The 25,501-nt window shown below is 67.7% G+C and carries 17 protein-coding genes, 1 tRNA gene and 1 pseudogene; 8 read left to right on the forward strand and 11 right to left on the reverse strand.

The genetic code is table 11. From position 1 onward, the window contains the following. Positions 1-116: 116 nt before the first annotated feature. From drmC to drmD, 5 genes are read right to left on the reverse strand one after another with little or no spacing between them, the layout of a single operon-like run. Complete coding sequence (drmC, locus tag ABD437_RS29750) at positions 117-854, reverse strand: DISARM system phospholipase D-like protein DrmC (RefSeq protein ID WP_344652251.1); 738 nt, start codon at positions 852-854, stop codon at positions 117-119. After that, complete coding sequence (gene drmB / locus ABD437_RS29755; protein ID WP_344652252.1) at positions 844-2,895, reverse strand: DrmB family protein; 2,052 nt, start codon at positions 2,893-2,895, stop codon at positions 844-846. The genes drmC and drmB overlap by 11 nt, the downstream gene beginning before the upstream one ends. Continuing rightward, entirely contained in the window at positions 2,892-6,602 is a 3,711-nt protein-coding gene (gene drmA, locus ABD437_RS29760) for a DISARM system helicase DrmA (RefSeq protein ID WP_344652253.1), read from the reverse strand. The genes drmB and drmA overlap by 4 nt, the downstream gene beginning before the upstream one ends. 13 nt (positions 6,603-6,615) lie before the next feature. Then, positions 6,616-10,707, reverse strand: a complete 4,092-nt coding sequence (locus ABD437_RS29765) for an Eco57I restriction-modification methylase domain-containing protein (protein WP_425558279.1) — start codon at positions 10,705-10,707, stop codon at positions 6,616-6,618. After that, a complete protein-coding gene (drmD, locus tag ABD437_RS29770; RefSeq protein ID WP_344652255.1) occupies positions 10,707-13,910 on the reverse strand; it encodes a DISARM system SNF2-like helicase DrmD in 3,204 nt (1,067 codons plus the stop codon). Before drmD ends, ABD437_RS29765 begins: the two co-directional genes overlap by 1 nt. 533 nt (positions 13,911-14,443) lie before the next feature. On the opposite strand from drmD, the pseudogene ABD437_RS29775 reads away from it, so the two are divergent. Next, positions 14,444-14,587, forward strand: a pseudogene (locus ABD437_RS29775) (IS3-like element ISMyma3 family transposase); the annotation flags it as partial. A 382-nt stretch (positions 14,588-14,969) separates the two neighbouring features. Here ABD437_RS29775 and ABD437_RS29780 read toward each other — a convergent pair. Both ABD437_RS29780 and ABD437_RS29785 read right to left on the reverse strand, forming a co-directional pair. After that, positions 14,970-15,221 carry a hypothetical protein gene (locus ABD437_RS29780; protein ID WP_344652256.1) on the reverse strand — a complete coding sequence of 84 codons (252 nt, stop codon included), beginning with the start codon at positions 15,219-15,221 and terminating at the stop codon, positions 14,970-14,972. Next, positions 15,218-15,403, reverse strand: coding sequence for a hypothetical protein (locus ABD437_RS29785; protein ID WP_344652257.1), 186 nt, complete (start codon positions 15,401-15,403; stop codon positions 15,218-15,220). Before ABD437_RS29785 ends, ABD437_RS29780 begins: the two co-directional genes overlap by 4 nt. 416 nt (positions 15,404-15,819) lie before the next feature. Between ABD437_RS29785 and ABD437_RS29790 the strand changes: the two genes are divergently transcribed. The 6 genes from ABD437_RS29790 to ABD437_RS29815 all read left to right on the forward strand — a co-directional run bounded on the left by ABD437_RS29790 (position 15,820) and on the right by ABD437_RS29815 (position 21,212). Next, the gene (locus ABD437_RS29790) at positions 15,820-17,004 is read left to right on the forward strand and encodes a helix-turn-helix domain-containing protein (RefSeq protein WP_344652447.1); all 1,185 of its coding nucleotides are present in this window, start codon (positions 15,820-15,822) and stop codon (positions 17,002-17,004) included. After that, on the forward strand, positions 17,004-17,714 hold the full coding sequence (locus ABD437_RS29795) for a 5-formyltetrahydrofolate cyclo-ligase (protein ID WP_344652258.1): 711 nt from the start codon (positions 17,004-17,006) through the stop codon (positions 17,712-17,714). The genes ABD437_RS29790 and ABD437_RS29795 overlap by 1 nt, the downstream gene beginning before the upstream one ends. Positions 17,715-17,903: 189 nt before the next feature. Further along, on the forward strand, positions 17,904-18,806 hold the full coding sequence (locus ABD437_RS29800) for a replication-relaxation family protein (protein WP_344652259.1): 903 nt from the start codon (positions 17,904-17,906) through the stop codon (positions 18,804-18,806). 368 nt (positions 18,807-19,174) lie between these two features. Then, on the forward strand, positions 19,175-20,050 hold the full coding sequence (locus ABD437_RS29805) for a replication-relaxation family protein (protein WP_344652260.1): 876 nt from the start codon (positions 19,175-19,177) through the stop codon (positions 20,048-20,050). Between the two features lie 80 nt (positions 20,051-20,130). Beyond that, the gene (locus ABD437_RS29810; RefSeq protein ID WP_344652261.1) at positions 20,131-20,991 is read left to right on the forward strand and encodes a DUF2637 domain-containing protein; all 861 of its coding nucleotides are present in this window, start codon (positions 20,131-20,133) and stop codon (positions 20,989-20,991) included. A 56-nt stretch (positions 20,992-21,047) separates the two neighbouring features. Further along, on the forward strand, positions 21,048-21,212 hold the full coding sequence (locus ABD437_RS29815; RefSeq protein WP_344652262.1) for a helix-turn-helix domain-containing protein: 165 nt from the start codon (positions 21,048-21,050) through the stop codon (positions 21,210-21,212). Positions 21,213-21,308: 96 nt separating this feature from the next. On the opposite strand, the gene ABD437_RS29820 is transcribed toward ABD437_RS29815, so the two are convergent. After that, a tRNA-Asn gene (locus ABD437_RS29820) sits at positions 21,309-21,381 on the reverse strand. Between the two features lie 196 nt (positions 21,382-21,577). On the opposite strand from ABD437_RS29820, the gene ABD437_RS29825 reads away from it, so the two are divergent. Beyond that, a complete protein-coding gene (locus ABD437_RS29825) occupies positions 21,578-21,919 on the forward strand; it encodes a hypothetical protein (protein ID WP_344652263.1) in 342 nt (113 codons plus the stop codon). Between the two features lie 319 nt (positions 21,920-22,238). On the opposite strand, the gene ABD437_RS29830 is transcribed toward ABD437_RS29825, so the two are convergent. The 3 genes from ABD437_RS29830 to ABD437_RS29840 are packed head-to-tail and all read right to left on the reverse strand — an operon-like array spanning position 22,239 to position 25,479. Next, on the reverse strand, positions 22,239-23,246 hold the full coding sequence (locus ABD437_RS29830) for a sugar phosphate isomerase/epimerase family protein (RefSeq protein ID WP_344652264.1): 1,008 nt from the start codon (positions 23,244-23,246) through the stop codon (positions 22,239-22,241). A 2-nt stretch (positions 23,247-23,248) separates the two neighbouring features. Further along, positions 23,249-24,415, reverse strand: a complete 1,167-nt coding sequence (locus ABD437_RS29835; protein ID WP_344652265.1) for a Gfo/Idh/MocA family protein — start codon at positions 24,413-24,415, stop codon at positions 23,249-23,251. After that, positions 24,412-25,479, reverse strand: a complete 1,068-nt coding sequence (locus tag ABD437_RS29840) for a substrate-binding domain-containing protein (protein ID WP_344652266.1) — start codon at positions 25,477-25,479, stop codon at positions 24,412-24,414. The genes ABD437_RS29835 and ABD437_RS29840 overlap by 4 nt, the downstream gene beginning before the upstream one ends. Positions 25,480-25,501: the final 22 nt, after the last annotated feature.

Consider the following 25,501-nt stretch of genomic DNA (forward strand, 5'->3'; position numbering starts at 1 on the left):
GCCCAGCATCGGTTAGCCGGCCGCCGCGTTCCGGCGCTACTCCTCAACAGCGTTCTTTTCGCCGACATCATCAGGTAGCGCTGGCCCGAAAATTGTTCGGCTCCCGGCGTACGCCATCAGGACGGAGGAACGAGTTCGTAGAGGACGCCGCGCTTGTCCCGCATGAGGTCTTCGACCGAAGCGGCGAGTGCGCTGTCCTCGATCAGCAAACCTAGTTCAACGTTTCTATTCTCTGCCGGGTATGAGAAATTCGCGCTTGTGACCAGCATCAGTGCCCGATCCACTACGATGAACTTCGCGTGGCTGACGAACCGCTGTTTCCGACCGGGCCGCATGGTCTTCGTGCGATAGACACTCGCGAGCGGCAACATGTCGGCAACCTTCTGAGCCCCTCCCGTTCGCCCGTCGACATACACGGCGACGCTGACCCCGGGCCGCTCGGAGGCGGCTGCCAGCGCCGCCGACTTCCACGTTCCAGCGCTGAAGTTGAACGTCGCGCACACCACCGACATCCGAGCGCTGTCGATGATGCGCTGGGCCTCCCGAGTGAGGCGACCGGAGGTGGCCTCGGAACCCGGCATTGTCCACACCGGTGTCACCGTGGTCTCAACCGATCTGGCGCCAGCGATTGCTCGAAGGATCGCGACCGAGGCGTCGCGCCGACTGTGATGGATGCCGGCGGCGTCAAGCAGCTCACGAATATGTGTCCGCCGCGACGACGGGACTCCGTCTACCGCGGTCATCGTCGTCTGCCCGGCGGCGAAGGCAAGCGCGAGCTGTCCCGCCTCGTACGCAGTCAGGTAACCGCCGAGGGCCTCGTGCGGGTCACGCCCGCCGATGTCGTCAGACGGCATCGTGTGCACTGAAGAAGCCGGGCACCCGCTCGTCCTCGATGGTCGGAAGGGTAAGCAGGAATCGTCGGTCGAGGAAGCGGTTGGCCCGCTCGCACGACGTTTCCGACGCGAAGCAACAGCAGTGGCACGCCGCGCCGTGCAAGAAGTCCTCCCCGTGTCGAGGGGTCCGCTGGCCGCACACGGGATCGGACGAACACCGCGCCGCACGCCGCAACGCGTCGTCGACCAACTCCTCGAGCCGCTCCGGATCACTGAGCGCGACCAGTCCACCGAGGGTGCCCTCACTGTCGGAGGCCGTGGTGCAGATGAGCAGTCCGGCCGCGGCCGGACGACCGGGCGCCGCCGACCAGGCGTAGAGCCGCTCACTGAGACTGGCCGCGCCGTAGCCGCACGACATCGCCATCTCGCGAATGAGGATGTGCGCGAACGTGTGGACCAGCCAGTACCGCGGTGGGGGCAATCGCGTGCCTGGGTCGACCTGCGCCGCGCTCTCGGAGAAGCGCTTCCTGAAGTTCAGCTCGTGTGCGGCGCAGTGGGCGGCCCAGAGGCCGGTGGGGCGGATGCGCTGTTCCCACACGGCGACCGCTTCCTCGTCGAGCTGGACGAAGACACCTTCCCCACGGTCCTCGGTGGCCGGCACCCAGGTTGGCCGCCTCCCGCGAGTCAGTTTCACCAAGCGGGTGGGGAGGTCACCCACTCGGTCCATCTCATCGATCCGAGTGAAGCCCATGAAGGCGTTGACCTTCTTCATCCGGTTGACCGCGATGACACGGGTCAGCTGCCGCCGGAGGGACTGGCCCCTGGGCATCTCGGTGACCATCAGCCCGCTGGTGTTGTCCTGCTGCGGAAACAGCACCGGCTTTTGCAGGTAGTCCCACTCTGGGAGCCGCAGCTCGATCGGGTCCCACTCGCGCAGCTCCGCGTGCCGTTCCTCCTCAGACGGTCCAGGCTCCAGTGCGTTGCTCACTGCGGAACGCAACTGGTCGTCGCTGACCTCAGCCAAATCGTGTTTGCCGACCAGTACGTCCCGGAAGTAGTCCGGGTCGTCGGAGTACTTGGCGATCCGGTCGGGCGTGACGTGCGCGCGGATCGCCGCGACCAGCGCCGACTGGTCCTCCTGCGCGGTACGGGGCATGACGATGACCGACTGGGTGGCGGCGAACCAGAGGTTCGCGGCACCCATCATGATCAGCCTGGTCGGCAGGCCGCAGGCCTGATCGAAGGCGTCGAGATGTGGGTGTCGTCCTCGGCATGCGGGAAGCTTCCGGCGCCCCACCTCACCCTGCGCCTCGCCGACGCCCCGGCGTTCCCTGCAGCGTGTGCACACGACCACGGCGCCAGCGCCCTGCCCGAGGTTGCTGTCGAGCAATTGAAGATCCGGGAGCGGAGCGGCTGGGCAGTCCTCGCCCCGATGCACCCACAGCAGGTACGGGAACTCATCCAAGTGTCCGTCGACGCAGGCCAGCAGATGCCGGGCCGGAACCGCAGCGGAACGGCGCCGGCCTCCCGAGCCGCGGCCCGGGCAGCTCTCGTGGGTGAACGCGGCGAGGTCAGAACGGTATGGATGGGTATTGGTGTAGGTGAATCGTGGCAGCGGCCCCAGGTAGTCGCAGCCAGTGCACCGAAGCCACTGCGGGAACACCCGGGCCGGGACGCCCAGGTCCGAGCCCTCCTGCGACTGTGCGACCCTTTTCGGTTGCCACGGGAAGTCCCGCAACTGTCGCACCGACCGGCCCAGGTGCTTCTGGACGACGTCCAATAAACGCGGCTCATCGATGAGTGGGACGGTCTGACGGCGACGCCAGATCGGTTCCCAGTCGTCGAGGCCCGCCGGCATGATCGAGAACTGCGGCAGGTCCATGATCGACCCGACGCCATACGTGTAGAGCAGCGCCGACGGGCGGGCCGCGCCGACCTTCGCGCGATTGTGGGCCTGGCTCTCCTCTGCCTCTGCCAGGAGGTCCATCGGCTCGGCGGACTCAAAGATCATTGCGTCCGTCGGTTCCGCCTCGTCACCGCCAGCGGGGTCGATCGACGTCATCGCTGCTCTCCGTCCTCTGGCAGGATCCACGCTGGCGCCGCGTCGGGCTCTGCCATGTACAGCCGCTCCGGGAGCGGGCTGACCAGCAGGTTGACGTCAGGTTGGACCTCGCGCATCGAGTGAGCGACGACGAACGGCGCGCGATCCGGGCTGCCCGGGTGGGCCTTCGCGTTCTCCGGGCTGATCAGCAGCGGCAGGTACTCCTCGGATTTACCGGTGCGCTCATACACCAGCGACTTGTGCGACTTGGCCCCGTAACCGGCGCGCCCCTTCCATTGGTCCAAACGGTTCAACAACCGATCACGGGCGAGCGCGGTGGCGTCGTCATGGCCCGCTGCGGCCTGTATTCGCGGCATGAGCCGCCCGATCAGCGTGGTCAACGCATCAGCCTGCTCGGCGACGAGGTAGGCGTTGCGTTCCGGCGAAAGACCGTCCGGCAGGTGGGCCTGGCTGACGCGTGCGGCGCTGACGAGCAACCCGTCGATGCCGCGCTCAAGGGATGTCGGCGAGTACGGCGTGACCGAGAGCGCCTCCACCTGACTGTAGAACGTCTCGTGGTAGTGCCGGAACTGCTCGAAGTGTGCCAGGTCCCGTGGGCGTGCCCAGTTGCCCAACGTCACGACCAGGCCCGGCCGGGCCGGATCACGTCCGACCCGCGACGAGGCCTGGATGTACTCGGCGGTGTTCTTCGGCTGCCCGACGACGAGCATCAACCCGAGCCGCTGGACGTCCACCCCCACCTGCAGCATCGAGGTCGCCAGAACGACGTCGAACGGATCGACGGTCGGCCGCGGAGTCCGGACCCCCGGCCGCTGTTCGGCGATCCGGCGCTGCGTCGCGGCCGTGGTGGCGTACTCGGGGTCGAATCCCAGGGCCAGGGTGTCGAGAGCGCGACCGATCTCGGCCGAGGCGATGCGGGAGGTCAGCTCACCGGTGACGAGCGTGCCGAAACTCCCCAGGCGGCGCGGGAAGCCGGCGCCTCGTCGAGGTCGCCGGACCCGGGTCTGCACGTCGTCGGCGACGTAGCGTGCCATCCCGGCCAGTTCCCGGGTCGCGTTGAAGTATCCGACCAGCGTCATGTACGGGTCGGCCGCCGCCCCGGCGCGGTCGAACAGCAACTGCCCAGCGACCAATAGCACTTCCGCGAGCCGGATCTCCGCGCTGGACAGACGCACACCCTGGGCGCTCACCCCGATGTAGCGCCGACCGGGATGCTTCGGCGTGACCGCCAACTCACTGGAGAAGTAGGTGTCGCCCGCATCGAGGACCTGCGGCGGGAAGATGTCGACCCGTCGTCCGTACAGGCCGCGCACCTGGTCGACCGCCCGGCGGACCGTCGCGGTCGAGGCCACGATCATCGGACGCACCGGGGCGCCGTCGGCCCGTTGCCAACAGGCGAGCGTCTCCACGGCGGCCTCGAACAGGCCCACCGCCGTACCCAGTGCACCCGTTATCAGGTGCAGTTCGTCCTGGATGATCAGGTCCGGGGGCCGACGTCGACCAACGGGCCGCACGGTCGCAGCGGGCAGTTTCTGCCCAGGGTCGGCCTTGTGCGCGGCGGTGATGTCGCAACCGGCGTAGTCGGGATGCACGTACCCGTGCCGACCGCAGTGGCGCCCTACGTAGCCGAACAGTGACGCGGCCTCTCCTTCGCGGGCCAACCTGGCGAACTTGTCGACGGTGGCGATCACGAACGCCGGAGCGAGTCGGTAGATCTCCTCGTCCACCGTGAGCATCGGCAGCCCGTCGGCTACCTCGCCTCCACGGGCGAAAGGGCAGACCGCCATGTCGTCGCCGCAGTACACGAACACCCGACGCGTTGCCTTGTCCGCGCGCAGGTTGGCTTCCCCTATCGGCGTTCCGCACCAGGGACAACGCTGAACCTGAAGGACGGTCAGCCGATGTTTGCCACCGGGCATGGCACGGCTCAGCTGCTCGTTGGCCTCTTCCCACCGCTTCGGGCTGACGTCGGTGCCGACCCAGAGACCGATCCGGAAGGGCTCCTGTCCCCAGGTCTGCTCGTCGCGCCTGCGGGCCAGCTCCGCCGCGCACATCAGCGTGGTGGCGCGTTGATACTGCTGCGCGGTCAGCAGGCGCAGTGTGTACCGCATGAGAACGGCGACCCCATCGCCACCGTCCAATGGTCCATCCGCCGATTCGACGACGCGCTGCAGCCGCCGGATTGCGAACGTGTAGGCGGCCAGTCCGAGATAGGCCTCGGTCTTGCCACCACCGGTCGGAAAGAACAGCAGCTCAACCCGTGCGTTCGGTCCACTACGAACGCCCTCGGTCGGATCGGTGAGAGCGGGAAGTTGCATGAGGATGAAGGCCAACTGGAACGGCCTCCATGCCGACGGCTGGTCGCGCTCTTCCCCCCCGACCAGGCTCTCGGCGTCCTCGCGGCCTAGGTCCGGATTGGCGCTGCGGGCGGCGGCGATCTGTGAGTGCACCCGCTGGTCGTGCATGACCTCGTTCATGAACCGGAAGCATCGAAAGGCGTTGGCGTCCCTGGTGACATGGTCGAGGCCGGCGACAAGCCGGGCGTGCGCCTCCCGAGCGGTGACGATGACGTCCTCCGCGACCTCGGCCAGGTGCCCCGGAAGAGCCGCAGCCTTGTTCTCCTGCTCGTCGAGCCAGGCGCCGTATCCGTCGACCAGCGGAGTGAGACCTGCCCGGACCTCCTCCGGGGACGCTGCGGCCAAGGCGGCCATCTCCAATTGTGCGTCAGCGACTTGCCGCGCCTGGGTCTGCGGGGTCTGCGCGGTCGGCAGCCAGGTGGTCCGGACGACTGTGGCCCGCCGTGCGCCGGGCGCCACCGTCCAGTCGACTGAGCAGGTGCGGCCGACGGCGAACTCCAGCCGGTCCCGATACTGCAGGTCGAGACGGCGGCGCTCGTTGTCGTGCTCCGGCCACTCCTGCTCCACCACGTCACGGACGGGCAGGAACACCGGCTCTCCGCCAGCCTTGATCGTTAGGCCGGTCTGGAACAGCCACTCCGCGATCGGTATCCGCGGCGGTGTCTCCCGGTCGTTGCAGAGCGCAATCTCGATCAGCCGCCGTCGATACGGCCGGTCCTCGTAGACGTCGATCTGAAGCTTGATCTGCCCGGTGAGCATCCGCGAATAGGTGCGTCCCTGCACCAGATCGGCCACCCGAATGGTCTCCGTGATCGCGACCGGTGTCCGCCGGTAGCCCCGAACCGGGCGCCCGCTCTTGTCTACCTTCTCGGCCTTGACACTCTTGTACGTTCCCCAGGTCGCGGTGACCGTGAACTCGGCCAGATCCTCGGGGACCTGGAATCGGAGCCCCATCGAGGACGGCACCATCAGCCCCTGGCGGGGGCCGCGGTCCTCGGCGTCCTCCCCCTGCTCGTCCGTGGCCGTCTCGTCGACCGGCTCGGACGGGACGCCGGTCTGGCTGGACCGGGCCTCCGGATCGGCCAAGACGCCGACCAGGATGTCGCCCCTGGTCGCCTCGTCCTCGTCCTCCGGCCGACTCTCATCGGCTATGTCCGCCTCGACGAGGCGAGCCGGAGCGAGGTGGCCCACCAGATAGACCTGGCGCGGGCTGACCAGCAGGAGTTCGTCCGGACCCTCAGCCGGGCCGAGCAGCTCCCGCTCCAGGATGTCGGCAAGGTTCTCGCGAACCGGGTACGACGTGCCATCGAGGTCGTGAGCCAACCGATATGTCGGCGTCGGGTCAGTCATCGCGGGTTGTTCCTCACAACAGTGTGCCCTGGTTCTCGTTCACTGTCCGTTGGCGTGCGATGCGTGGTCTGGTGGCAGTCAGTGCCTTGCCGGTTCGCTTGGGCTGGGCCGCTGCGCGGCGCAGGTTCTCGGCGAGCAACCGGTCGAGCAACTCGACCCGAGCAGCCGGGCTGACCGTCCACCGGGTCGCCTGCCGGTAGGTGTGGAATCCGTGATCGAGGTCGACGTCGGACCAGTCGTAGGCCGCTGCGACCGCCTCATCCAGTTGCACGTGGAGGCGTCGCATCGTCGCGACGTCCTGGTCGACGTCGTCGGGCAGGTCGGGGTCGTTGACCAGGTTGTAGAGCTTGGTCAGACCGAGTTGGCGGCGCAACATGATCTCGCGCCGCCGGTTGTCGAGCGCCTGGCCCATCTGATCAAGCCGCGTTGTTGCCTCCGGTCGCGGGAAGGTGTCGAACACATCCGACGGGGTGTACCGAGGATCATTGCGCATGCCGGAGCCATATTTGATCGCCCATAGCTGATGCAGGCTCGACGAAAGTACCGCCTGGTCAACATACGACCCGGTGGCAAATATAACAACGGCGTCACTTGGCACTGATGCATTTGGAATACGCACCGGCATGACCGTCCTGCTCACCCGAGCGATCACTAGAATGCTATCCATTTCTGCGAGCTTCTCACGCATCCTCTGCCGCGGTCTCCAGAATTGCCACCAGTTCGCGGCAGCGACGACAGCACTCGCCTTCGCCCGCTCCAGCCGAACAGTCTCATACAGACGGGCAAATGGCTGCGGATACCGACCAGAACAGATCAGGCAACGATCGCCAAAATCAATAACCCAACGCGACGGCGATAGGTCTGGTCGAGAATTCACATCCTCTCCGTTCAAGTAGGGAAACAAGACCTCACGATTTTCCCCATCGGCAACTATCCACGAATGAGCCTCGTCCGGTTCAAGGAGAAATCCTTTCCCTAGGACAATGCATCCCTGGTAGGCGACACCGTCATTCTCAGTTAGCTCCACCGGATTTCCGTCAATTCGACCGGCAGCTTCCAGCAGACTCGATATCCGGGGCACGACCACACCGTCGGCGACTCGGTGCGCATCCTCAGCCACTGGAGCCACACTCCCCCAGATCGCCGCATACTCCAGATTAGCGCTCGCTGACGGCCAAGCGGCACTCTGCACAGCGCGGGTCAGTGTGACCCCGTTAGCGACTAGCTGATCCAATCCGACTTCCCGGCTGATTCCTTGGCCGACGCTGTTCGTACCAAGGAGGCCAAATGTTCCAGTCGACCGAAGCAACTCGTAAGCCCGCAGAAAAAAATAGACGACAAGATCGGCAGTTCCAGTCTTGCCATTTGCCAATTGTTGAATTATCCAGTCTCGAAAATTTGATCCTGCGACACGAGCAATCTTGCGCCCGTCAAGATATGGCGGGTTGCCGATCACGGCGTCGAAGCCACCGTGACCGACTAAGACATCCGGCACTTCCAGCACCCAGTGCAGCGGCTTCCAGCGCGAGTAGTCGGTGGTCACTGTGGGGGTCAGCCCCGCCTCGATGACCATGTTTAACGCCTCCGGATTTCCGGCGCCTCCATCCGGCGGCCACGCCGCGCCGACCGCTTCGGCCAAGTCGTCGTACGCCTCGTCCATTGCAGAGCCCGGCTTCCCCCCGAGCCGGAGACCGACCGCGATCACCGCGTCGGCGATCGTGCTCGCGTCGGCGATCGCCTGATGCTGTCGGTCGAGCAGCCGGCGCTTCGCGGTAGCGCTGCGCTGCGGATCGAACTCGTCGACCTCACTGGCCAGATCACCGCGAATGCCCATCACCCGGCGGACCGCCGTGTCGGCGTCCACAGCGGTCAGCCGCGGCTGCTGGTTCTCCGGTGGATCGATGTGCAGCGCCCGGAGTTGTCGCAGGCTGGTGAGCCCGAGTAGCGAGTTTCCGTGCAGGATCTTGTCGTCGACGAACGAGAACGGCAGGTTTCGGTCGAGCGAGACCAGCCACAAGGAGAGCTTGCACATCTCCACGGCCATGGCGTTGATGTCCGCCCCGTAGAGGCAGCGGGCAACAACCTGCCGGACAGCCCGCTGCCCGAGGCCACGAAGCCGGGCATTCGTCGGGTCCTCGGCGATCCATGCCTCGACCAGTCGGGCGCCCAGATAGCGCGCCGCCGCGACGAGGAACGCGCCGGACCCCGCGGCGATGTCGACGACCTTGAGGCCGAGGATCTCGTCCGGGGCACGTAGTCGCCAGCGGGTGGTGTCCGGCGTCTGGTGCGGGCCGGGCGAGTAGCAGAGCGGCTCGAGAGCGTGCTCGACCACGGCCATCGCCAGGTCACTGGGCGTGTAGTGGGCGCCGGCGTTCCGTCGGGACGGAGTCTCGGTCACGAGAAGGCCGCCCTCGGGTACCACTGTCGGGTGTCCTCGCAGGTCCGGACGGGTCACGGTGGCCCAACGGCGCAATCGATCGCGCAGCACGTCGTCCGCGGATACCGCACGCAGGGCACGCTCGGCCTCCTCGCTCGGCGCGGTGGCGAGCAGCTTGGCGAGGGTGCTCACGCTCGGTGGGCGCGCGCTGGGCTGGTTCTCCTTGAGCCAGCCAATAATCGCGGAGGCAAGAGCCGCAGGCTCTGGATGCAACTCCGCCAGCGCCTCGAGCACCGTCAGCGGCATCTCTGGCTCGGCCCCGGCGCTACCGCGGAGCCCGACCTGAATGTCCCCGATGACCCGGGAGCACGTGTATCCGAGCAGGTTCTCGTAGATATATCCGATCTGCTCGACGTCGATGTCGCGAAACGAGATCCGGCGAGCGTCGCCGGCGCCGAATTGGGCGATCTGGATCGAGCGCAGGATGTGCAGCATGACCCGGTCGCTCACGGTCAGGGCCAGCGTCCCGCTCTCCCCCGGTGCGATGAGAAACGGGAACCTCTCGGGGTCGAAAAGCGATCCTCCGTAGGCAGGCATCCGCATGTCCTCGAACGTCGCGCCACGGTGGAGGGCCTGGCTGGTCGCGAGCAACCGATGCCACGTCAGGTAGGTGCTGTCCAGCGACTCCTCACCCTCGTCGAGCACCCGACGCTCCAGCACGTCCAGTTGGTCGCTCAACCCGTATCCGGCGCGAAAGAGCCAGCCCGCGGGCAACAGACCGCGTTCCTCCGCGAAGAGCAGGAACACGACCCGCATCATCACGGTGACCGCGGCAGTGTAGGTCTCACCGGGATCGGCCGGAAGCGGGTCGTCCTGACCGCGGCGACGAGCCTCCTCGGCGGCCTGCCAGAACGCCTGAACCAGTCCCTCGGTGGCCGCGCGGACCTGTGTGCCCAGCGCCTCGGTAACTTCCTCGGCGGCGGCCACCGACTCGGCGAAGAGCACCGGTAGCCGCTCGTCGGGCGCGCCACCGATGAGGTACTGGCGGCTCAGCAGAGTGAGGAAGGCATTGCGGGCCAGCGGTTCCTCGGTCCAGGTCAACGCGTCGACGATGCCGGAGGCCACCATGACCTCCGGCTGGACAGAGACCAGCGCCCACCACTGTCCGTCCGTCACGACACCGATCCGGACGTCGCTCTGCCGCAGCATCTCGGCCATTCGGTCGATCGCGCTCGCGGCCCACCCGTCGCTCCCCGTCGCGCGGAGATCCGCCGACCGGTCGACGACGCTGACCAACGCGGCTAGCCCATCCGGGCCGCGCAGCACCCCCTGCGAGGCGACCTGGACCCGACGGTCCGGCGAGTCAACCACGACGGCGAGGGCTTCTTCCGCCCCCCAGATGAGGGCATTCTGCCAGCCGGCCACGTCGCGGAGCACCGTACGAACCCACTCGTCCCGGGCCTGGCGATATTTGACCCGCATCGGCTCGTCGTCCGGGTCGAGGTCGGCAGCCTCCCAAGCATGGTCGAAGGCCGGTTTGGCTATCCGCAGCGCATCCAACCGCTCGGCGCTCAGACCGGGCATCCCGTGCGGCCACACCCTCTTGAGCGGCGGGACGGCCAGGAACGGCCCCTCGCTGTCGACCAACTCCAGCCAGCCACGGTGCAACTCGCTCGCCGTCTTGGTACGCGGTGCCCAGCCGTGGCCTCCCCGTCCGCGTGGCGGCATCAGTCCTCCCCTCGCCGTGCGGCGTCGTCGGGTGTGAGCGCGAATACCACGGCGGCGGCAACCGTGTGCGGCTTCACGTCTCGGTACCGATCGGCGATAGCCGTGACCTCGCGGTCTTCCTCGTCGGACAGTTCATCGCGGCGGCGGTGCATCGCGTCGATGTCGCGGCGTCGTTGCCGTTGCTGTTCGTCGGTAAACAGGCGCATCTCGTCCTCGCGCTCGGCAGTCAGCAACTGGTCGAGAGACTCGTCGAGGTTGCGGCCGAAGGCATTGAAGATCTCCCTGGCACGGCGCACGTCGGCGTCACGCCGACGTGCCAACTGGTCGCTAACCCGTTCATGCCGGGCATTCGCCCGCTGCGTCATCGATTCCAGCAGACGCTCCCGCAGCGGAGAGTTCGGTGCGTTCCAGTCGTCAGCCAGTTGTGCGCGAACCGCGGGATCAGCGGCGGTCACCGACCGTTGGACCATTGGATCGGTTAGCGTCCTAGGCGGGTCCAGAGCTTGGTCGAGGAGCCGTTCGGCGCGCTCCTCAGCGAGAGCCCGACGACCCCGTAGGCGGACACCCGCGAGGAACACCTCCTCGTGCAGGCGCAGGCCGCCCCGGCCAACCAGCACCATCCGAGTGACCGCGGCGACGAACGACTCCGGCAGGTCGGGAACCACGACGGCGCTCACCCGCTCCAGCGGAGCCTCCGCGCTCCAGAGCGAATGCCGCAGCAGGCGTTGCGCCTTCCGGACGAGCGGATGACCAAGGTGGACGTACACCAGGTCTTCACGGCCCTCTGCCGCCTTCTCGTCGAACGTGATCGGGCGCCACACACCGGGATTCAGCCGCGTATCCAGGCCGCGCAGGCTCGGTAACCACGCTCCGCCGAGCGCCGGGACCGCGAAGACCTCCGCATCGGTGCGGTCGTCACCAATTCGTCGGAGCATCGGCTGGTGACTGATGCGCAGCGCCGTATCCACGACACGGCGGAGGTTCGCAGGCTCCAAATGTAGGGCAACCTTGCTCTCGGCATAGCCGCGGGCGAGCTGGGTGAGGCGAGCGTTGAGCTCCAGGCCGCCCGCAAGGGTGCGATTGATGATCGCATTCCCGTCAGCAGCCGGGCGCTTGCGTCTGGCCATACTTGTACGCGCGAAATGCGCTTGGATTTCTTCGCCAATGACCTGGTTGGCCGAACCCAGATCCCGCTCCACAGCCACGATCTTCCGGGCGATGCGTTCCATGAATCCCATGTCGGCCGCGTAGGTCGTGGAGCTCGCGTCCGGCCGGAAGTGGTAGATCAGCGGCGTCTCGTGCTGGCCCCACCGGTCGATGCGGCCGATCCGCTGCTCCAGCCGGGAAGGGTTGAACGGGATATCAAGATTTACCAATCGATGGCAGTGTCGCTGAAGATCGATACCTTCCCCGGCCGCGTCGGTCGCCAGCAGGATCCGTACCGGGTTGGCCGCCGGGTCGGTAGTGAATCCCTCTCTGGTCAACTCGCGTGCCTCGATCGGCGTCGCCCCCCGGATGGTCGCTACCCGCTCCTTCCAATCGTTGCCTTCTTGCAGCAACACCCGATGGGCCCACTCCAAGGTGTCGGCGTACTCGGTGAACACCACAACACGCTCGTTCGACCAGAGTCCGCCCGGGCAACAGACCGCCTTCAGCATCCCGATCAGCTCGGTCAGCCGCGTATCGGGCGTCCCGGCCTGCGCCAGACCCCACGCTGCCAGGCGCTCCAGGTCGCCGGACGAGGCGGCGACGAGGGGGTCGCTTGCCTTGCTGCGGCGCAGCAGGGTTGCCTCATCCTGCTCCCAGAGGCCTTCCTCTTCGTCCGACTGCCCCTCGCCGAAGACCTCGTCGGGGTCCAGGTCGGCGGGCAAACCGCCGGCTGCCCGCGCGTCGAGATAGTTGCGGAGCGTCCTGCCGAAGGCCAACGGGCTAGACAGGAAGCGCTTCTTGAACAGCATCGCGGTGATGTCGCCGGTCACGCGAGTTCCGTTCGCCTGGGCACTCCGCGTGAGAATCTCGTCGAGCAGGGCGAACATCTCCTGCTCCTCGGCGCTCGGGGTAACCGGCAGCACGGACAATGTGCGCTGCCGGAAACCCAAGTCGGGTAGATCCGATTTCAACCGGCGGACGGTCACATCCCGCAGCGCACGCTCGTCGAGCAACGCGCCACGGCTGAACCTTCGCGAGTCGATCATCTCCATTAGCGCGGTAAATGATTCGGGATGTCCGTTGTGTGGAGTGGCGCTGAGGAACAGACGATGCTCGCAGCGTTCAGCCAACTCTCGGACCGCCATCGTGCGGTGACTGTCGATGGCGTAGCCGACGCCGCCGAACGCCGACGGGCTCGACGGAGCGACATGGTGCGCCTCGTCGACTACCAGAACGTCGAAGGCATACCGTCGGCCTGCACCGTAGCGCTCAATCGGCGCGTACACGTCGCGGAGCATCCGTTGTGCCCGAACCTGCGGCAACCAGGCCATGCTGACGATGATTCGGGGGAACAGTTGGAACGGGTTGGCATGCAGCCCGTAACGACGCCGCACCGTGCGCAGCATCTCGCTGTTGACGATGCTGAATTCCAGACCGAACTTGTCTCGCATCTCGTCCTGCCATTTCAGGGCGAGACTCGGTGGACACACCACGATCACCGTGCGGGCACGATGCCGAAGCAGGAGTTCCTGAATGACGAGGCCCGCTTCGACCGTCTTGCCCAATCCGACATCGTCGGCGAGCAATAGGTTGGTACGCGGCGCCGAGAGCGCGCGGCGCAGTGGCTCCAGTTGGTAGGCCTGCACCTCGGCACCACTGTGGAACGGCGCCTGCATGCTGCGGTCATCGGCGGAGGTGATCGCGCCCCAGCGCATCGCGTCAACGAAGGCCGCGAGCGTACTCGGGTCGTCGAATGCCTCCGGGTTGATCCGCGTCGGCAGGCCCTGGGCCGGGGTCACCGTGTGCCCGACCTCCAGCTCCCATACAACCGTGAGTTCCTCGCCGAGTCTGTCCTCGTCGAGGGCCTGAAGCGTGACAGCGTGATTGAGTCCGGGAGCGACTTCGTCGGCCGGACTGCGAGGCAGCACCTGCTCGTCGACGCGGGCGACCGCCCAGGTCGAGCCCCTCACTTCGACGACCTGACCAGGCTCCGGTAAGCGCGCCGGCGCGCCATCCACTTCGGATTCGGGAACCGCCGTGTGAGAGGTAGTCACCTCGCGCACCTTAACCGATTATCATCAACCGATTACTGGGTGTAGTAGTTGATCCCTCAATATCGCTATTGAGTGCTTCTACCTTTACCATCCGTTAGTAGTGCCCTGTACTTGTGCACAATGAGATGACCCATCCTAATTCGTTTATGGGATTTACTGCTATCTAGTCCGGTTTAGTCTCCGCCGCTGGGCCCTGCTACAGGACCCGATAGACCGAGTCGCACGAGCACTGATCACTCCCCTCGACGTAGGACGCTTCGCCGAAGCCGCCTCCGCCCTGCTCAACCACCCGCCGCCCGGCGCGGCCCGGGAACGACCGCTAGCATCCGTGGCCTGCTCGCGCCAACTCGTGGGTTGAACCGCATTCGATGCCGGTGCCAACTCCGAAACCCAACGACATTGGCTCTCGGCCGGAAGCGCCTCCGTCGCCGCCGGCAACGTATGACTGGCCGCCCGCATCCGTTACTGCCAGGCACGCCAGTGAACCCACCCCGGCATGTCTGGAGGCTCGTGATCTGTGGCGAGGTCGGGTCGTGTCACGTCGGTCGCAGTACCCGCAGGAGTTACGTGAGCGTGCGGTGCGGATGGTTGCCGAGATCGCACCGCACCATGAGTCGGAGTTCGCGCCGATGCACGCGGTCGCGGAGAAGCTCGGGATCACCACGACCGAGACGGTCCTCGGATCCGTCGCAGATTCCGCCGGGGAGGGTCCCAGCAGCCGGCGGCGGGTTCGTGGGCGCGGCGTACTGCGAGGAAATGGCCGTCGCGGAGGATAACGGCGCTGGCTGACGGTTTGGTCCGCGCAATGCGCTGGCGAGGGCTCTGCCGGGATTTGAAACGATCGACCCGTTCTTCGCCAAGAATCTGGCACAGGGACACCGCCATTCCTCCTCCCGGCCCGGGCCGGCTGAGTAGGCTACTGCCGGCCTTCCTCCCAGTCCGGCGGTTCCGTGGCAGCGGCTGGGGTAGCCACGACGGAACCGGTCAGCGCCTACCGCCGGGGTACGCGACACCCGGCAGCAGGCGGTCTCGGTGCGGCGCTTCTGAACGCGCGGAGCATCACGGCGTCTCGCCACTGCGTCGAGTCGCACCCAGCGCAGCGAGCAGCATCTCGGCGTGTCCTTCCGCGGCCCGCAGCGTCTCCGCCGTGATCACACTGGCGCGGCCGACAACCTCCAGCTGCTGCGCGACCGTCGCGACGACATCCGCTGCGGTGACGCCGAGTTGCGGATCGACCGGCTCGTGGCAAGGCTCGGGCGGCAGCCCGTAATAGCCGAGAGGGTCGTAGCCGGAGTATCGGCGGTAGCTCACCGCCGGGCCTCCTCACCGCTAGCGACGACCGCCGTCAACGCGTCGAGCAACTCCGCATCGCGGCCGAGCAGGAGCGCGTAATCGGCGCCGTAGAGGACGGCGGTCCAGTAGAGGCCGTGGTCATCGCCGGCGGCGCGTGCCGCGATCGCATCACGAGGAGGTGGGACCGAACGAGAGGTCACGAGGTGCTCCCTGGAGCGTTCGGCGGCACGCCGTCGATCTCACCGCGCTCCGCAGCACCCAGGACCGCAGCCGCCCACGCCCACCGCGGGCACGCCCACTCCGCCGGATAGACGTGCGTCCCCGACGCACACCACCCGGGCCGGTCACTGCTCTCGGTGTGCTCCACGATCAAGGCGCGAGCGGTCTCGACGTCCTCGGGCTCGTAGGGCCGATGCCAGAGAACGGATTCGCGCGGGTCCACTGGCATTCACCTCGATCGGGATGCGGATCGGTAACTGACCGTCTATCTGTGGTGACGTGAATAGACTGCTGGCACCGGGCAGCCGAACGGAACGTGGTTCCGTTCCAGTCGTGTCCTAGTTCTGACCGACGACCGGCAGGGCGGCGGCACGGTGCCGATTACGGAGGTCGCGTGATGGCGCAGGTGGAGCGGTGGACCGGCCGCGAAGCACGCGCGCTGCGTGAGGCGCTGCGCATGAGCGTGCGCGCTTTCGCGGCACACCTTGGCGTGAATACCTCCGCGGTCTCGAATTGGGAGAAACGCGGTCCGCAGGCGCGTCTGCGCTATCAGACCCAAGAAATGCTCGACACCGATCTCCGGCTCGCCTCAGACGAGGCCCGAGCACGTTTCCATGGCGCAGTGGAGCACCAGGCCGCAGTTGCGGAGGTCACGAAGACGAGTGCCGCTGATCGCGGTGGGGCTGCCGACCTCGTGACGGTGGCGCAGATTCGCGAGCAACTGTGGACACTCGACGTCGCCTACGACCGCGAACCCTCCAGCGCCCTGCTCGGTGACGCGGGGCGCTGGCACGGCCAAGTCGAGTACCTCCTGCACCAAGGCGCGAGCCCACGCGTACGCCGTGAGCTGCACGCGGCGCACGCGGAGTCCTCCACGCTTCTGGGCCAACTGCTCTGGGACGCCTCGCAGCGCCGGGATCACGTCGCCCCGGTGATGTACTTCGACCGTGCGGTCGAAGCCGCCGAGCAGGTCGGCGACAAGACCGCGATCGCGCGGGCGCGACTGCGCACGAGCTACGTGGCGCTCTACGGACTGAAAGACCCTCGACGCGGCCGGGACCTAGCAATGGCCGCCGCGGATGCGAGCCGATCAACGAGTCCTACGCTTACCGGGCTGGCGTTGCTGCACGTCGCAGAGGCCCACTCGATGCTCGGCGACGGCCAGGCCGCAGAGCAGGCCCTCGCCGCCGGCGAGACCCGCCTCGACCAGGCCACGAGCGACGACGCGGCCCGGGAGTTGTACGCGCCGTCGCTGCTGCCCCGGATGGCGGGCTCCTGCTACCTGAACCTCGGCGCCCCCGAGCGGGCAGCCACGTTCCTTGAGCAGGTCCTCGCGGGCGGCGGTGCCGCGTCCAAACCCGGCGCGGTCGCCACCGCGAACCTGGCGTTGGCCTACAGCCGCCAGGACAAGCTCGATGGCGCGGTCGCGACGCTGCACCGCGCCATCGACGTGCTCGCCGACAACCGTGGAGGCGGTGGCTTGAACGTCGCGTTCACCGTCGGACGTGAACTCAATCGCTGGCGCGAGGATGCCGCCGTTCGCGAGGTGCACGACCGGCTCTGGGATTTGGTCGCTGCCTGATGATCGAGGACAGGAAGTCTCAGGTCCGCGAGCGCGTGTGGTCGAGCCTGGAGGACATCGGGGCCGTTGAGCCGGGCGTTCGCGGGTGGATTCCGGATTTCCGGGGCGCGGACGCGGCCGCGCAGCGGCTCGCTGCCCAGCCGGAGTGGCAGGCCGCTCGGGCCGTCAAATGCAATCCCGACCGGGCGCAGCTGGCCGTGCGGCGACTCGCGTTGCGCGAGGGAAAGACGCTCTACATCGCGGTCCCCAACCTCAGCGACGAGCGGCCGTTCCTCCGGCTCGATCCCGCGACGCTGGGCTCGAACGCCGATTCCACCGCCGAGGTCGCGGAGGCACGCAAGCTCGGCACCGCGGTCTATGCCGACGAAGTCGAGCCTCTCGACGTCGTCGTCTGCGGCACCGTCGCGGTCAACCGCGAGGGCGTCCGCATCGGCAAAGGCGCCGGTTACTCCGACCTCGAGGTCGCACTGCTCACCGACGTCGGAGCCATCACACCGGGCACGCTCGTCGTTACGACCGTCCATCCGCTGCAAGTCGTCGCTGAGTCGCTGCCCAGCACCAGGCACGATTTCACCGTCGAACTCATCGCCGCACCCGACGAAGTAATCCGGTGCTCCAGACGACGGATCCCGACCACCGTCGATTTCGACGCGTTGCCGGAAGCACGAATCGCCGCCATGCCCGGCCTCCGTGCCCGCGCAACACACTAGTTGCCCTGCAGCGCCTCCTGAGCCACGGCTAGGTCGCGTCGCGCGAATCCGTGGCTACGCCACGTCGCGAACATCCACCGTTCGGCGGAAACCTGAACAGCGACACCGGAGATCGGGCCAAAATCGCGGTTGAGGAGATGAGAGGTTCACGCGCCCCGGCACAGCGACAGTGAGCGGGAGGTGCCAGGTATGCCGGTGCGGCGGCTGCCGCCGAGTGAGCGCCTGTCTCCCGGCGATGTCCCGCCCGGCGTCTTCCTTCCCCAGCAACTGGGCGCGGCCGGGAGCGCGGTGCTGCGGCTGGTGGCTGAGTACGGCGTACTGGACACCGACCAGGTCGCCGTCGCGCTCGGAATGTCGCGGCCGACCGCGCATCGCCGGCTGACCGCGCTAACAGACAGCGGGTTGCTGTATCGCTCGCGGGAAAACAGTCGGAGCCACCGCAACCGCTACGAGCTCGCCCCGGACGGGCTGGCCACCATGGCGGTCTGGATGTCCAGGGACCGACGCTTGCACCTGCCGGACCTCGCGCAGCGCGCTCACCCGCTCCCTGGTGGCCGCGGGAAACAGGACGTCATCAACCGGTTCTTCCTCGCCGTTGCCGAGCACGGCCGCCGCGCCGGCACGGGCGTCCTGCACCGATGGTTGCACCGGGTCGACGCCAACCGCTGGCTGGCCGACCAGGGCCTGCGCAACGCGCGGTGTGACGGCTACGGCGTCTACGTGACCCTCGACGACGACGCCGCGGGCACCGCGGCAGCGGTGGCCTTCACGCTGCACTGGGCGGTGACGCACACCCCCGGTGACGATCCACGCGGCAACCCAGCACTCGATCCCGCCGTCATCCTGGCCGGTTACGACCGGTCGGTTCGCCTCGACGTCGCGTTGGTCGTCACCGCGGGCATCACCGAGGAGGCTGACTGGCTGGCTTACGCGGTCGCGCACGCGGTGCCGGTCCGGATCGCCACGACGAGTGAGGACCTCCTTCGCATCGAACCGGACGGACCAGCCGGACCGATCTGGGCCACCGCGAACAGTGTCGGCGACGCAGGATCGCATCGCGTGCGACTCAGCGGACTCAGCTCGGGACGCTAGGCCGCGTCAGTGCCGGTTGGTTGGCTGTTGGGTGGACAACGTGAACAGCGATGCGGGATCGGGCCCTTCGGTTGGGCCTTTGGTGGGTGAACGCAGACCGCAGGAGCGCGAGTCGCGAGCCTGCCTCACCGCCTTGGAGCCTTCATGCCTCACAGCCCGGCGTACTCATCTCTCATCGAATGTCGTTCGGGGATCTGTCCCGTCGTCGGTCTCACCGTCGGTCTGGGAGTCCGCCTGGAACCGCACCCCCGAACCGACCCCTCGCAGCCGTCAACACCGCAGGTCAGCCCGCTGGTGGTCCGACCGCGGTCGGCTGTCACTGATCCCCTGTGGGGGATCCCCCCGAGGGGAAGAAGGCTCAGGCCTTCGTGACCGACGACGTCCTGCGGGTCCAATCCCGACTCACTGCCCGGGATCACACCCTGCTCGGCTGGCTGGCCGACCATGGCGTGCTCACCACCTTCCAGATCGCCCATGCGCTGTTCTGCTCCCTCGGTTTCGCCCAGCGACGGCTACTCACGCTCTACCGAGTCGGCCTGGTCGACCGATTCCGACCGAACAAGTTCGACGGCGGCTCGTACCCGTACCACTACGTCCTCGGCCTACTCGGCGCCGAGGTCGTCGCCGCCCAACGTGGCGACGACCCACCACGACGCTCTCGCATTCAGGCACGGCGCCGTGCCCTGACGGCCCGCACCAACCTGGACCACCTGCTCGGCCTGAATCAGTTCTTCACCGACCTGGCTGGACACGCGCGTACCCATCCGCCGGCCAGCCTCGACCGCTGGTGGCCGGAGACTCGCTGCAACGAGCCGTGGGCGTTCGGCACCGTCGGCGATCTCGGGAGCCGCATCGTTCGCCCGGACGGCCACGGCATCTGGACCGAGCCCGGTCCCGACGGCCGCACCTTGCTGGTTCCGTTCTTCCTAGAACACGACACCGGCGCCGAGCCTCTCGGCCAGCTCATCGACAAGCTCGGCGCCTACCGGCGGTTGGCCACAGCCGGCGGCCCGAGGTGGCCGGTTCTGTTCTGGCTGCACTCCACGCGCCGCCAGACCAACCTGCACGCGCGGTTGCGTGAGGTCGGCACGCCGTTCCCCGTCGCCACCGCCGCCCGCGACTACGCCGCGGAACTGCGGCTCTCCCCCGCCGAGCGGGTCTGGCACCTCGCCGACTCCGTCACCGAGCCGATCCGGCTCGCACAGTTCGCGGAACTGTTCCGCCTTCCACCACCGGCTACCTGACCCGCACGCACCCACGAGAAAGGACAAGCGCATGCGCCTGCCACGCCGTCCCCGAACCCTGCTCACACCCATGGAGCGGTATGACATCCCCACGCGACCACCCGGACCGTGGTCCGGACCCGATCCATCCGTCGGATGTGCCCCCACCTGACCACTCATCCGCCCACCCGCCCCGCGCCTCGATCGGTGACCGGCGCGAACAAGCCCGAGCCGCCTATCGGCAGAGCCTGGTCGAACAGCGGCCGCTTACCGGCGTCGAACTGGGCGCGATGTTCGGTCGGTCCGATCGCTGGGCCCGACAGCGGATCGCCGAGGTTCGCCGCCCCGCCGCGGCCTCCCTGAGCGGAGCGGCCGATGCGCTCGGGCCGCCGTCCGCTGACCATCCAGACAGCGCACCAGAGGCGCGCCGAGCGCCGGTTCGGCACACGACGTCACCCCCGTCCTCGCCGGATCCGGAAGGACAGAATCGGAACACGCCGACTGGCTACTGGTGGGCGCTCGGCTCCTTCCTGGGAGGGGCCTTGCTCTCCGTCGCTGCCAACGTCGCCCACGCATTCCACCCCACTGAGTACGCAGACCGACAGCACGCCAGCACCTACCGACCCGAACCGGGCTCCGTCGTCGCGGCGGCGTGCTGGCCGCTCCTGCTCCTCGGCGCCGTCGAAGTCGTCTCCCGCGTCGCTTGGCCCCGCGGTTTCTGGTGGGGTTCGGCCCGCTATGGCGGTGCGGTCACGGTCGCCCTGATCGCCGCCGTCATGAGCTACCGCCACATGAGCGGCCTACTCACCGACTACGGCGAAGACCCGCTCGGCGCGCACCTCGGCCCGCTGGCCGTGGACGGCCTGATGGTCGTCGCCGGCTTCGCCCTCCTCGCCACCCGCCCGCAACGAGATCACGCCGCTCGCCGCCCCGAACACAGCGTGGGCGGTGATGCGATCTGACTACGACCACTCCCAACCGCCAGCCCGACAACCCACCCAGCCATGACGACCGCCTGATGACCCTCGCGGAGGTCTGCGCGTTCTTGCGCATCCCGGTCGGCACGGCCCGGAAGCAGCGCGCCGAGGGCAAGTTCGTTCCGGGTTACCGCGTCGGCAAGTACCTGCGATTCCGCCGGTCCGCCGTCCTCGAGTGGCTCGAAGAGCACGCCGACGAGATATGAACAGGGGCCGTGGCGATTGACGGGAGTTCGACGGGACGCCCTACCGGCATGTACCCTGTCAGCACCCGGAAATATAGGCGCTGACCTGCGAAGATGCTCCCCCGACTGGACTCGAACCAGTAACCCTTCGATTAACAGTCGAATGCTCTGCCAATTGAGCTACGGGGGAATGCTTCTCTGCCCACCACCTCGCGGTGACGTGCCTGGCAAGCCTACAACATGCCGACCCGTGCCTCGCCACAGCGGTCGGCCACCCGACGATGGGCACCGCGTTTGGTACTACAAGTGTGGGATAGACCCCCGTCGGGCATCACTTCGTCACTGGCAAGCACCCAACCACCCCGAAGCCGACTTCAGGAGTCGACATGCGTAACAAGCTGCTCTTCCTCACCGGTGTTGGCATCGGCTACGTGCTGGGCACCAAGGCCGGGCGCGAGCGGTACGAGCAGATTCGTCGTACCGCGGCGAAGGTCAAGGAGAACCCCACCGTTCAGGAAGCGACCGGTGTGCTCCAGGCGCAGGCCGGGAGCCTGGTGAGCACCGCCAAGGACGTGGCGAACGACAAGCTCGCCGGCACGGCCATCGGAGCGAAGGTGAACAGCCTGCTCGGCTCCGGCAGCCCCGAGCCCACGGTCACCGCCGGCCCGGCCACCGGCGCGCCGTCGGCGCACACGCCGCGCCCCGCAGGCTCCAACGGTTCTCTGTAACGAGACAAGACCCCGTCCCACACCCAAAGACCCGGTCCCGACCAGGGCCGGATCGGGGCCGCCTGCGCACACGCCGGCGGCCGCGGAAACAGAGCGAGGGCCCAGCCGAAACGGCTGGGCCCTCGTCCTGTCCGGCGGGTGCCCGGGGTACCGGCCCCGAACACCCGCCGGCCACCGCCGTGCGGTGCCGCCGCGTCGACCCCGCCCCCGTGCGACGCCACGCGCCCCCGTGCGGTGGTCACTGACCGGGCGGACGGTGAACACATCAGCCCCTCACGGAACTAGACGCGACCACCGACCCATCCGGTTGCAATCAAATTCACGACCCCGAACTGAACGCCGCGTCGAACGACGCCTCCGGGGGCTCGATCGACGTCAGTTTGCGCACGAACGCCAGCGCGTCGGGTGCCCCCACCAGGCGATCCATCCCGGCGTCCTCCCACTCGACGGAGATCGGCCCGGAGTACCCGATCGAGTTGAGCATCCGGAACACCGGCTCCCACGGCACGTCGCCGTGCCCGGTCGAGACGAAGTCCCAGCCGCGCCGCGGGTCACCCCAGGGCAGGTGCGACCCCAGCCGCCCGTTGCGTCCGTTGAACTGCTTGACCGACTCCTTGCAGTCGACGTGGTAGATCCGGTCCTTGAAGTCCCACAGGAACCCGACCGGGTCCAGGTCCTGCCAGACGAAGTGCGACGGGTCGAAGTTCAGCCCGAACGCGTCCCGGTGATCCACGGCCTCGAGGGCGGCCACCGTCGACCAGTAGTCGTACGCGATCTCCGACGGGTGCACCTCGTGCGCGAACCGCACGCCCTCGGAGTCGAAGACGTCCAGGATCGGGTTCCAGCGTGCGGCGAAGTCCTCGTAGCCGCGGGTGATCATCGACGGCGGCACCGGCGGGAACATCGCCACCAGGTGCCAGATCGACGACCCGGTGAACCCGACCACGGTGTCGACGCCCAGCAGACGCGCTGCTCGCGCGGTGTCCTTCAACGCCGACGCGGCGCGCTGCCGCACGCCCTCGGCGTCCCCGTCACCCCAGACCGCCGGCGACAGGATTCCCTGGTGACGCTCGTCGATCGGGTTGTCGCACACCGCCTGACCGGTCAGGTGGTTCGAGATCGCCCAGACCTTGAGCCCGTACCGGTCGAGGATCTCCCGCCGGGACGCCACGTACGACGGCGACGACACCGCTTGGGCCACGTCGAAGTGGTCGCCCCAGCACGCGATCTCGAGCCCGTCGTAGCCCCAGCCCGACGCGAGCTTGCACACCTCCTCGAACGGCAGGTCGGCCCATTGTCCGGTGAACAACGTCACTGGCCTCGGCATGATCAGACCTCCACCCATCCGGATCCGCGGGAAGCGCTGACCGAAACGGCGTCCAGCACCTTCTGCACCTGCAACCCATCAGCGAACGACGGCGAGGGGTCCTCACCCGAACCGACCGCCGTCACGAAATCCCGGAGCTCGTGCGTGAACGTGTGCTCGTACCCGAGCGGGTGCCCCGGTGGCCACCACGCGCCCAGGTAGGGGTGCGTCGGTTCGGTCACCAGCACCCGCCGGTACCCGTTCTCCTCGTCGGGCGACGCCCCGTCGAAGAACTGCAGTTCGTTCATCCGCTCGAAGTCGAACCGGATGCCGCCGCCGGACCCGTAGATCTCCAGCTGCATCGCGTTCTTCCGCCCGGTCGCGAACCGCGTCGCCTCGAACGTCGCGATGCCGCCCTGGGCGAACCGCCCGAAGAACACCGCCGCGTCGTCGACGGTCACGTCCCCGACGCCGACGCCACCGGAGGCCGCCGACAGCCCGGAGCCGCCCGACAACGGCCGCGACGACACGAACGTCTCCAGGAGCCCGGAGACGCCCGACAGCACGTCGCCGACCACGTACTGCGCCGCGTCGACGATGTGCGCCGCGATGTCCCCGAGCGCGCCGGACCCGGCCCGCTCCTTCTGCATCCGCCAGGTCAGCGGCGCGGCCGGATCCACCAGCCAGTCCTGCTGGTACGCCGCCCGCACGTGGTGCAGCGTCCCGATCCGCCCGGCGGCGACCAGCGACCGCGCGTACGCCAGCGCCGGCACCCGCCGGTAGTTGAACGCCACCATCGAGCGGACGCCCCGCGACGCGGCGTCAGCGGCGGCCGCGGCCATGTCGGCGGCCTCGGAGACACTGTTGGCCAAGGGCTTCTCACAAATGACGTGCTTGCCCGCGGCCAGCGCCGCGATGGCAATCGAAGCGTGCGTGTCCCCCGGCGTGCAGATGTCCACGATCTGCACGTCGTCGCGCGCGATCAACGCACGCCAGTCGGTCTCGGTGGAGGCCCACCCGTGCTGTTCCGCGGCCGATTTGACGGCGACCGGATCCCTACCGGCGATGGCCGCCAGCCGCACTCCGACCGGCAGGTCGAACACGTGGTTCACGGTGCGCCATGCCTGTGAGTGCACGGCTCCCATGAACGCGTACCCGACCATGCCGACACCGAGTTCAGCTTTGCTCATGAACGGAATCCAGTCTTCAGGTATTGGTCCACGTTTTCCTTCGTCACGGTCGCCGAGGAGAGCGTGATGCTCGCCGGGACGTCGTTCTCGACCAGGTCGGAGAAGCCCTTCTTCTGGCCGATCAGCCGCGCGATGGAAATCGCCGAGGACGCCATGCTCGGGCTGTAGGTGACGGTCGCCTTCAGCACCGAGTTGTCGGCCTTGATGAGCTCCATCGCGTCGAGCGAACCGGCGCCGCCGACCATCAGGAACTCGCTGCGGTTGGCCTGCCGGATCGCGGCCAGCACGCCGAGGCCCTGGTCGTCGTCGTGGTTCCAGACCGCGTCGATCTTCGGCGCGGCCTGCAGCAGGTTCGAGGTGACCTGCTGTCCCGACGCGACCGTGAACTCCGCCGCGACGCGGTTGGTCACCTTGAAGCCCGCGCGGGCCAGCGCGTCCTTGAAGCCCCGCGACCGGTCCTGCGTCAGCGGCAGCGAGTCGATGCCGGCGATCTCGGCGATGACCGGGTTCGACTTGCCCTTGAGCTGCTCGGCGATGAAGTTGCCGGCGGAGACACCCATGCCGTAGTTGTCCCCACCGATCCAGGTGCGGTACGCCAGCGGCGAGTCGAAGACCCGGTCGAGGTTGACGACCGGGATGCCGGCCGCCATTGCCTTGGACGCGACCGCGGTGAGCTGCTTGCCGTCGTTCGGCAGCACGACGAGGACGCCGACCTTCTTCGTGATCAGCGTCTCGATCGCCGCGATCTGCGCCGCGACGTCGTTCGTCGGCTCGACCGGCTCGAACGTCACGTCCTCGAACGTCTTGGCCTGGGCCTCGGCGTTCTTCGCGATCGCACCGATCCAGCCGTGGTCGGCCTGCGGCGCGGAGAACCCGATCGTCACCTGCGTGCCCTTGGCGGCGTTGTCACCGCCGACGGCCTTCGTGTTGGTCTCCGGGCTGTCGTTGCCCGAGTCGTTCGAGGTGCACCCGGCCGCCAGCAGGGTGGCGCCCACCGCGGCTCCCCCGAACAAGAAGCCCCGGCGTCCGAGCCCGCTACGCGGGCCACTGATGACGTCACTCATGGTTCTCTCCTTTGAGAAATAC

Source organism: Cryptosporangium japonicum (genome assembly GCF_039524755.1).
In the GTDB taxonomy this organism is placed as follows: domain Bacteria; phylum Actinomycetota; class Actinomycetes; order Mycobacteriales; family Cryptosporangiaceae; genus Cryptosporangium; species Cryptosporangium japonicum.

What these genes read in the sequence shown, in the direction of transcription:
- drmC (WP_344652251.1), bottom strand. Translation starts at nt 854, where the DNA reads ATGCCGTCTGACGACATCGGCGGGCGTGACCCGCACGAGGCCCTCGGC.
- drmB (WP_344652252.1), bottom strand. Translation starts at nt 2,895, where the DNA reads ATGACGTCGATCGACCCCGCTGGCGGTGACGAGGCGGAACCGACGGAC.
- drmA (WP_344652253.1), bottom strand. Translation starts at nt 6,602, where the DNA reads ATGACTGACCCGACGCCGACATATCGGTTGGCTCACGACCTCGATGGC.
- ABD437_RS29765 (WP_425558279.1), bottom strand. Translation starts at nt 10,707, where the DNA reads ATGCCGCCACGCGGACGGGGAGGCCACGGCTGGGCACCGCGTACCAAG.
- ABD437_RS29790 (WP_344652447.1), top strand. Translation starts at nt 15,820, where the DNA reads ATGGCGCAGGTGGAGCGGTGGACCGGCCGCGAAGCACGCGCGCTGCGT.
- ABD437_RS29795 (WP_344652258.1), top strand. Translation starts at nt 17,004, where the DNA reads ATGATCGAGGACAGGAAGTCTCAGGTCCGCGAGCGCGTGTGGTCGAGC.
- ABD437_RS29800 (WP_344652259.1), top strand. Translation starts at nt 17,904, where the DNA reads ATGCCGGTGCGGCGGCTGCCGCCGAGTGAGCGCCTGTCTCCCGGCGAT.
- ABD437_RS29810 (WP_344652261.1), top strand. Translation starts at nt 20,131, where the DNA reads ATGACATCCCCACGCGACCACCCGGACCGTGGTCCGGACCCGATCCAT.
- ABD437_RS29815 (WP_344652262.1), top strand. Translation starts at nt 21,048, where the DNA reads ATGACCCTCGCGGAGGTCTGCGCGTTCTTGCGCATCCCGGTCGGCACG.
- ABD437_RS29825 (WP_344652263.1), top strand. Translation starts at nt 21,578, where the DNA reads ATGCGTAACAAGCTGCTCTTCCTCACCGGTGTTGGCATCGGCTACGTG.
- ABD437_RS29830 (WP_344652264.1), bottom strand. Translation starts at nt 23,246, where the DNA reads ATGCCGAGGCCAGTGACGTTGTTCACCGGACAATGGGCCGACCTGCCG.
- ABD437_RS29835 (WP_344652265.1), bottom strand. Translation starts at nt 24,415, where the DNA reads ATGAGCAAAGCTGAACTCGGTGTCGGCATGGTCGGGTACGCGTTCATG.
- ABD437_RS29840 (WP_344652266.1), bottom strand. Translation starts at nt 25,479, where the DNA reads ATGAGTGACGTCATCAGTGGCCCGCGTAGCGGGCTCGGACGCCGGGGC.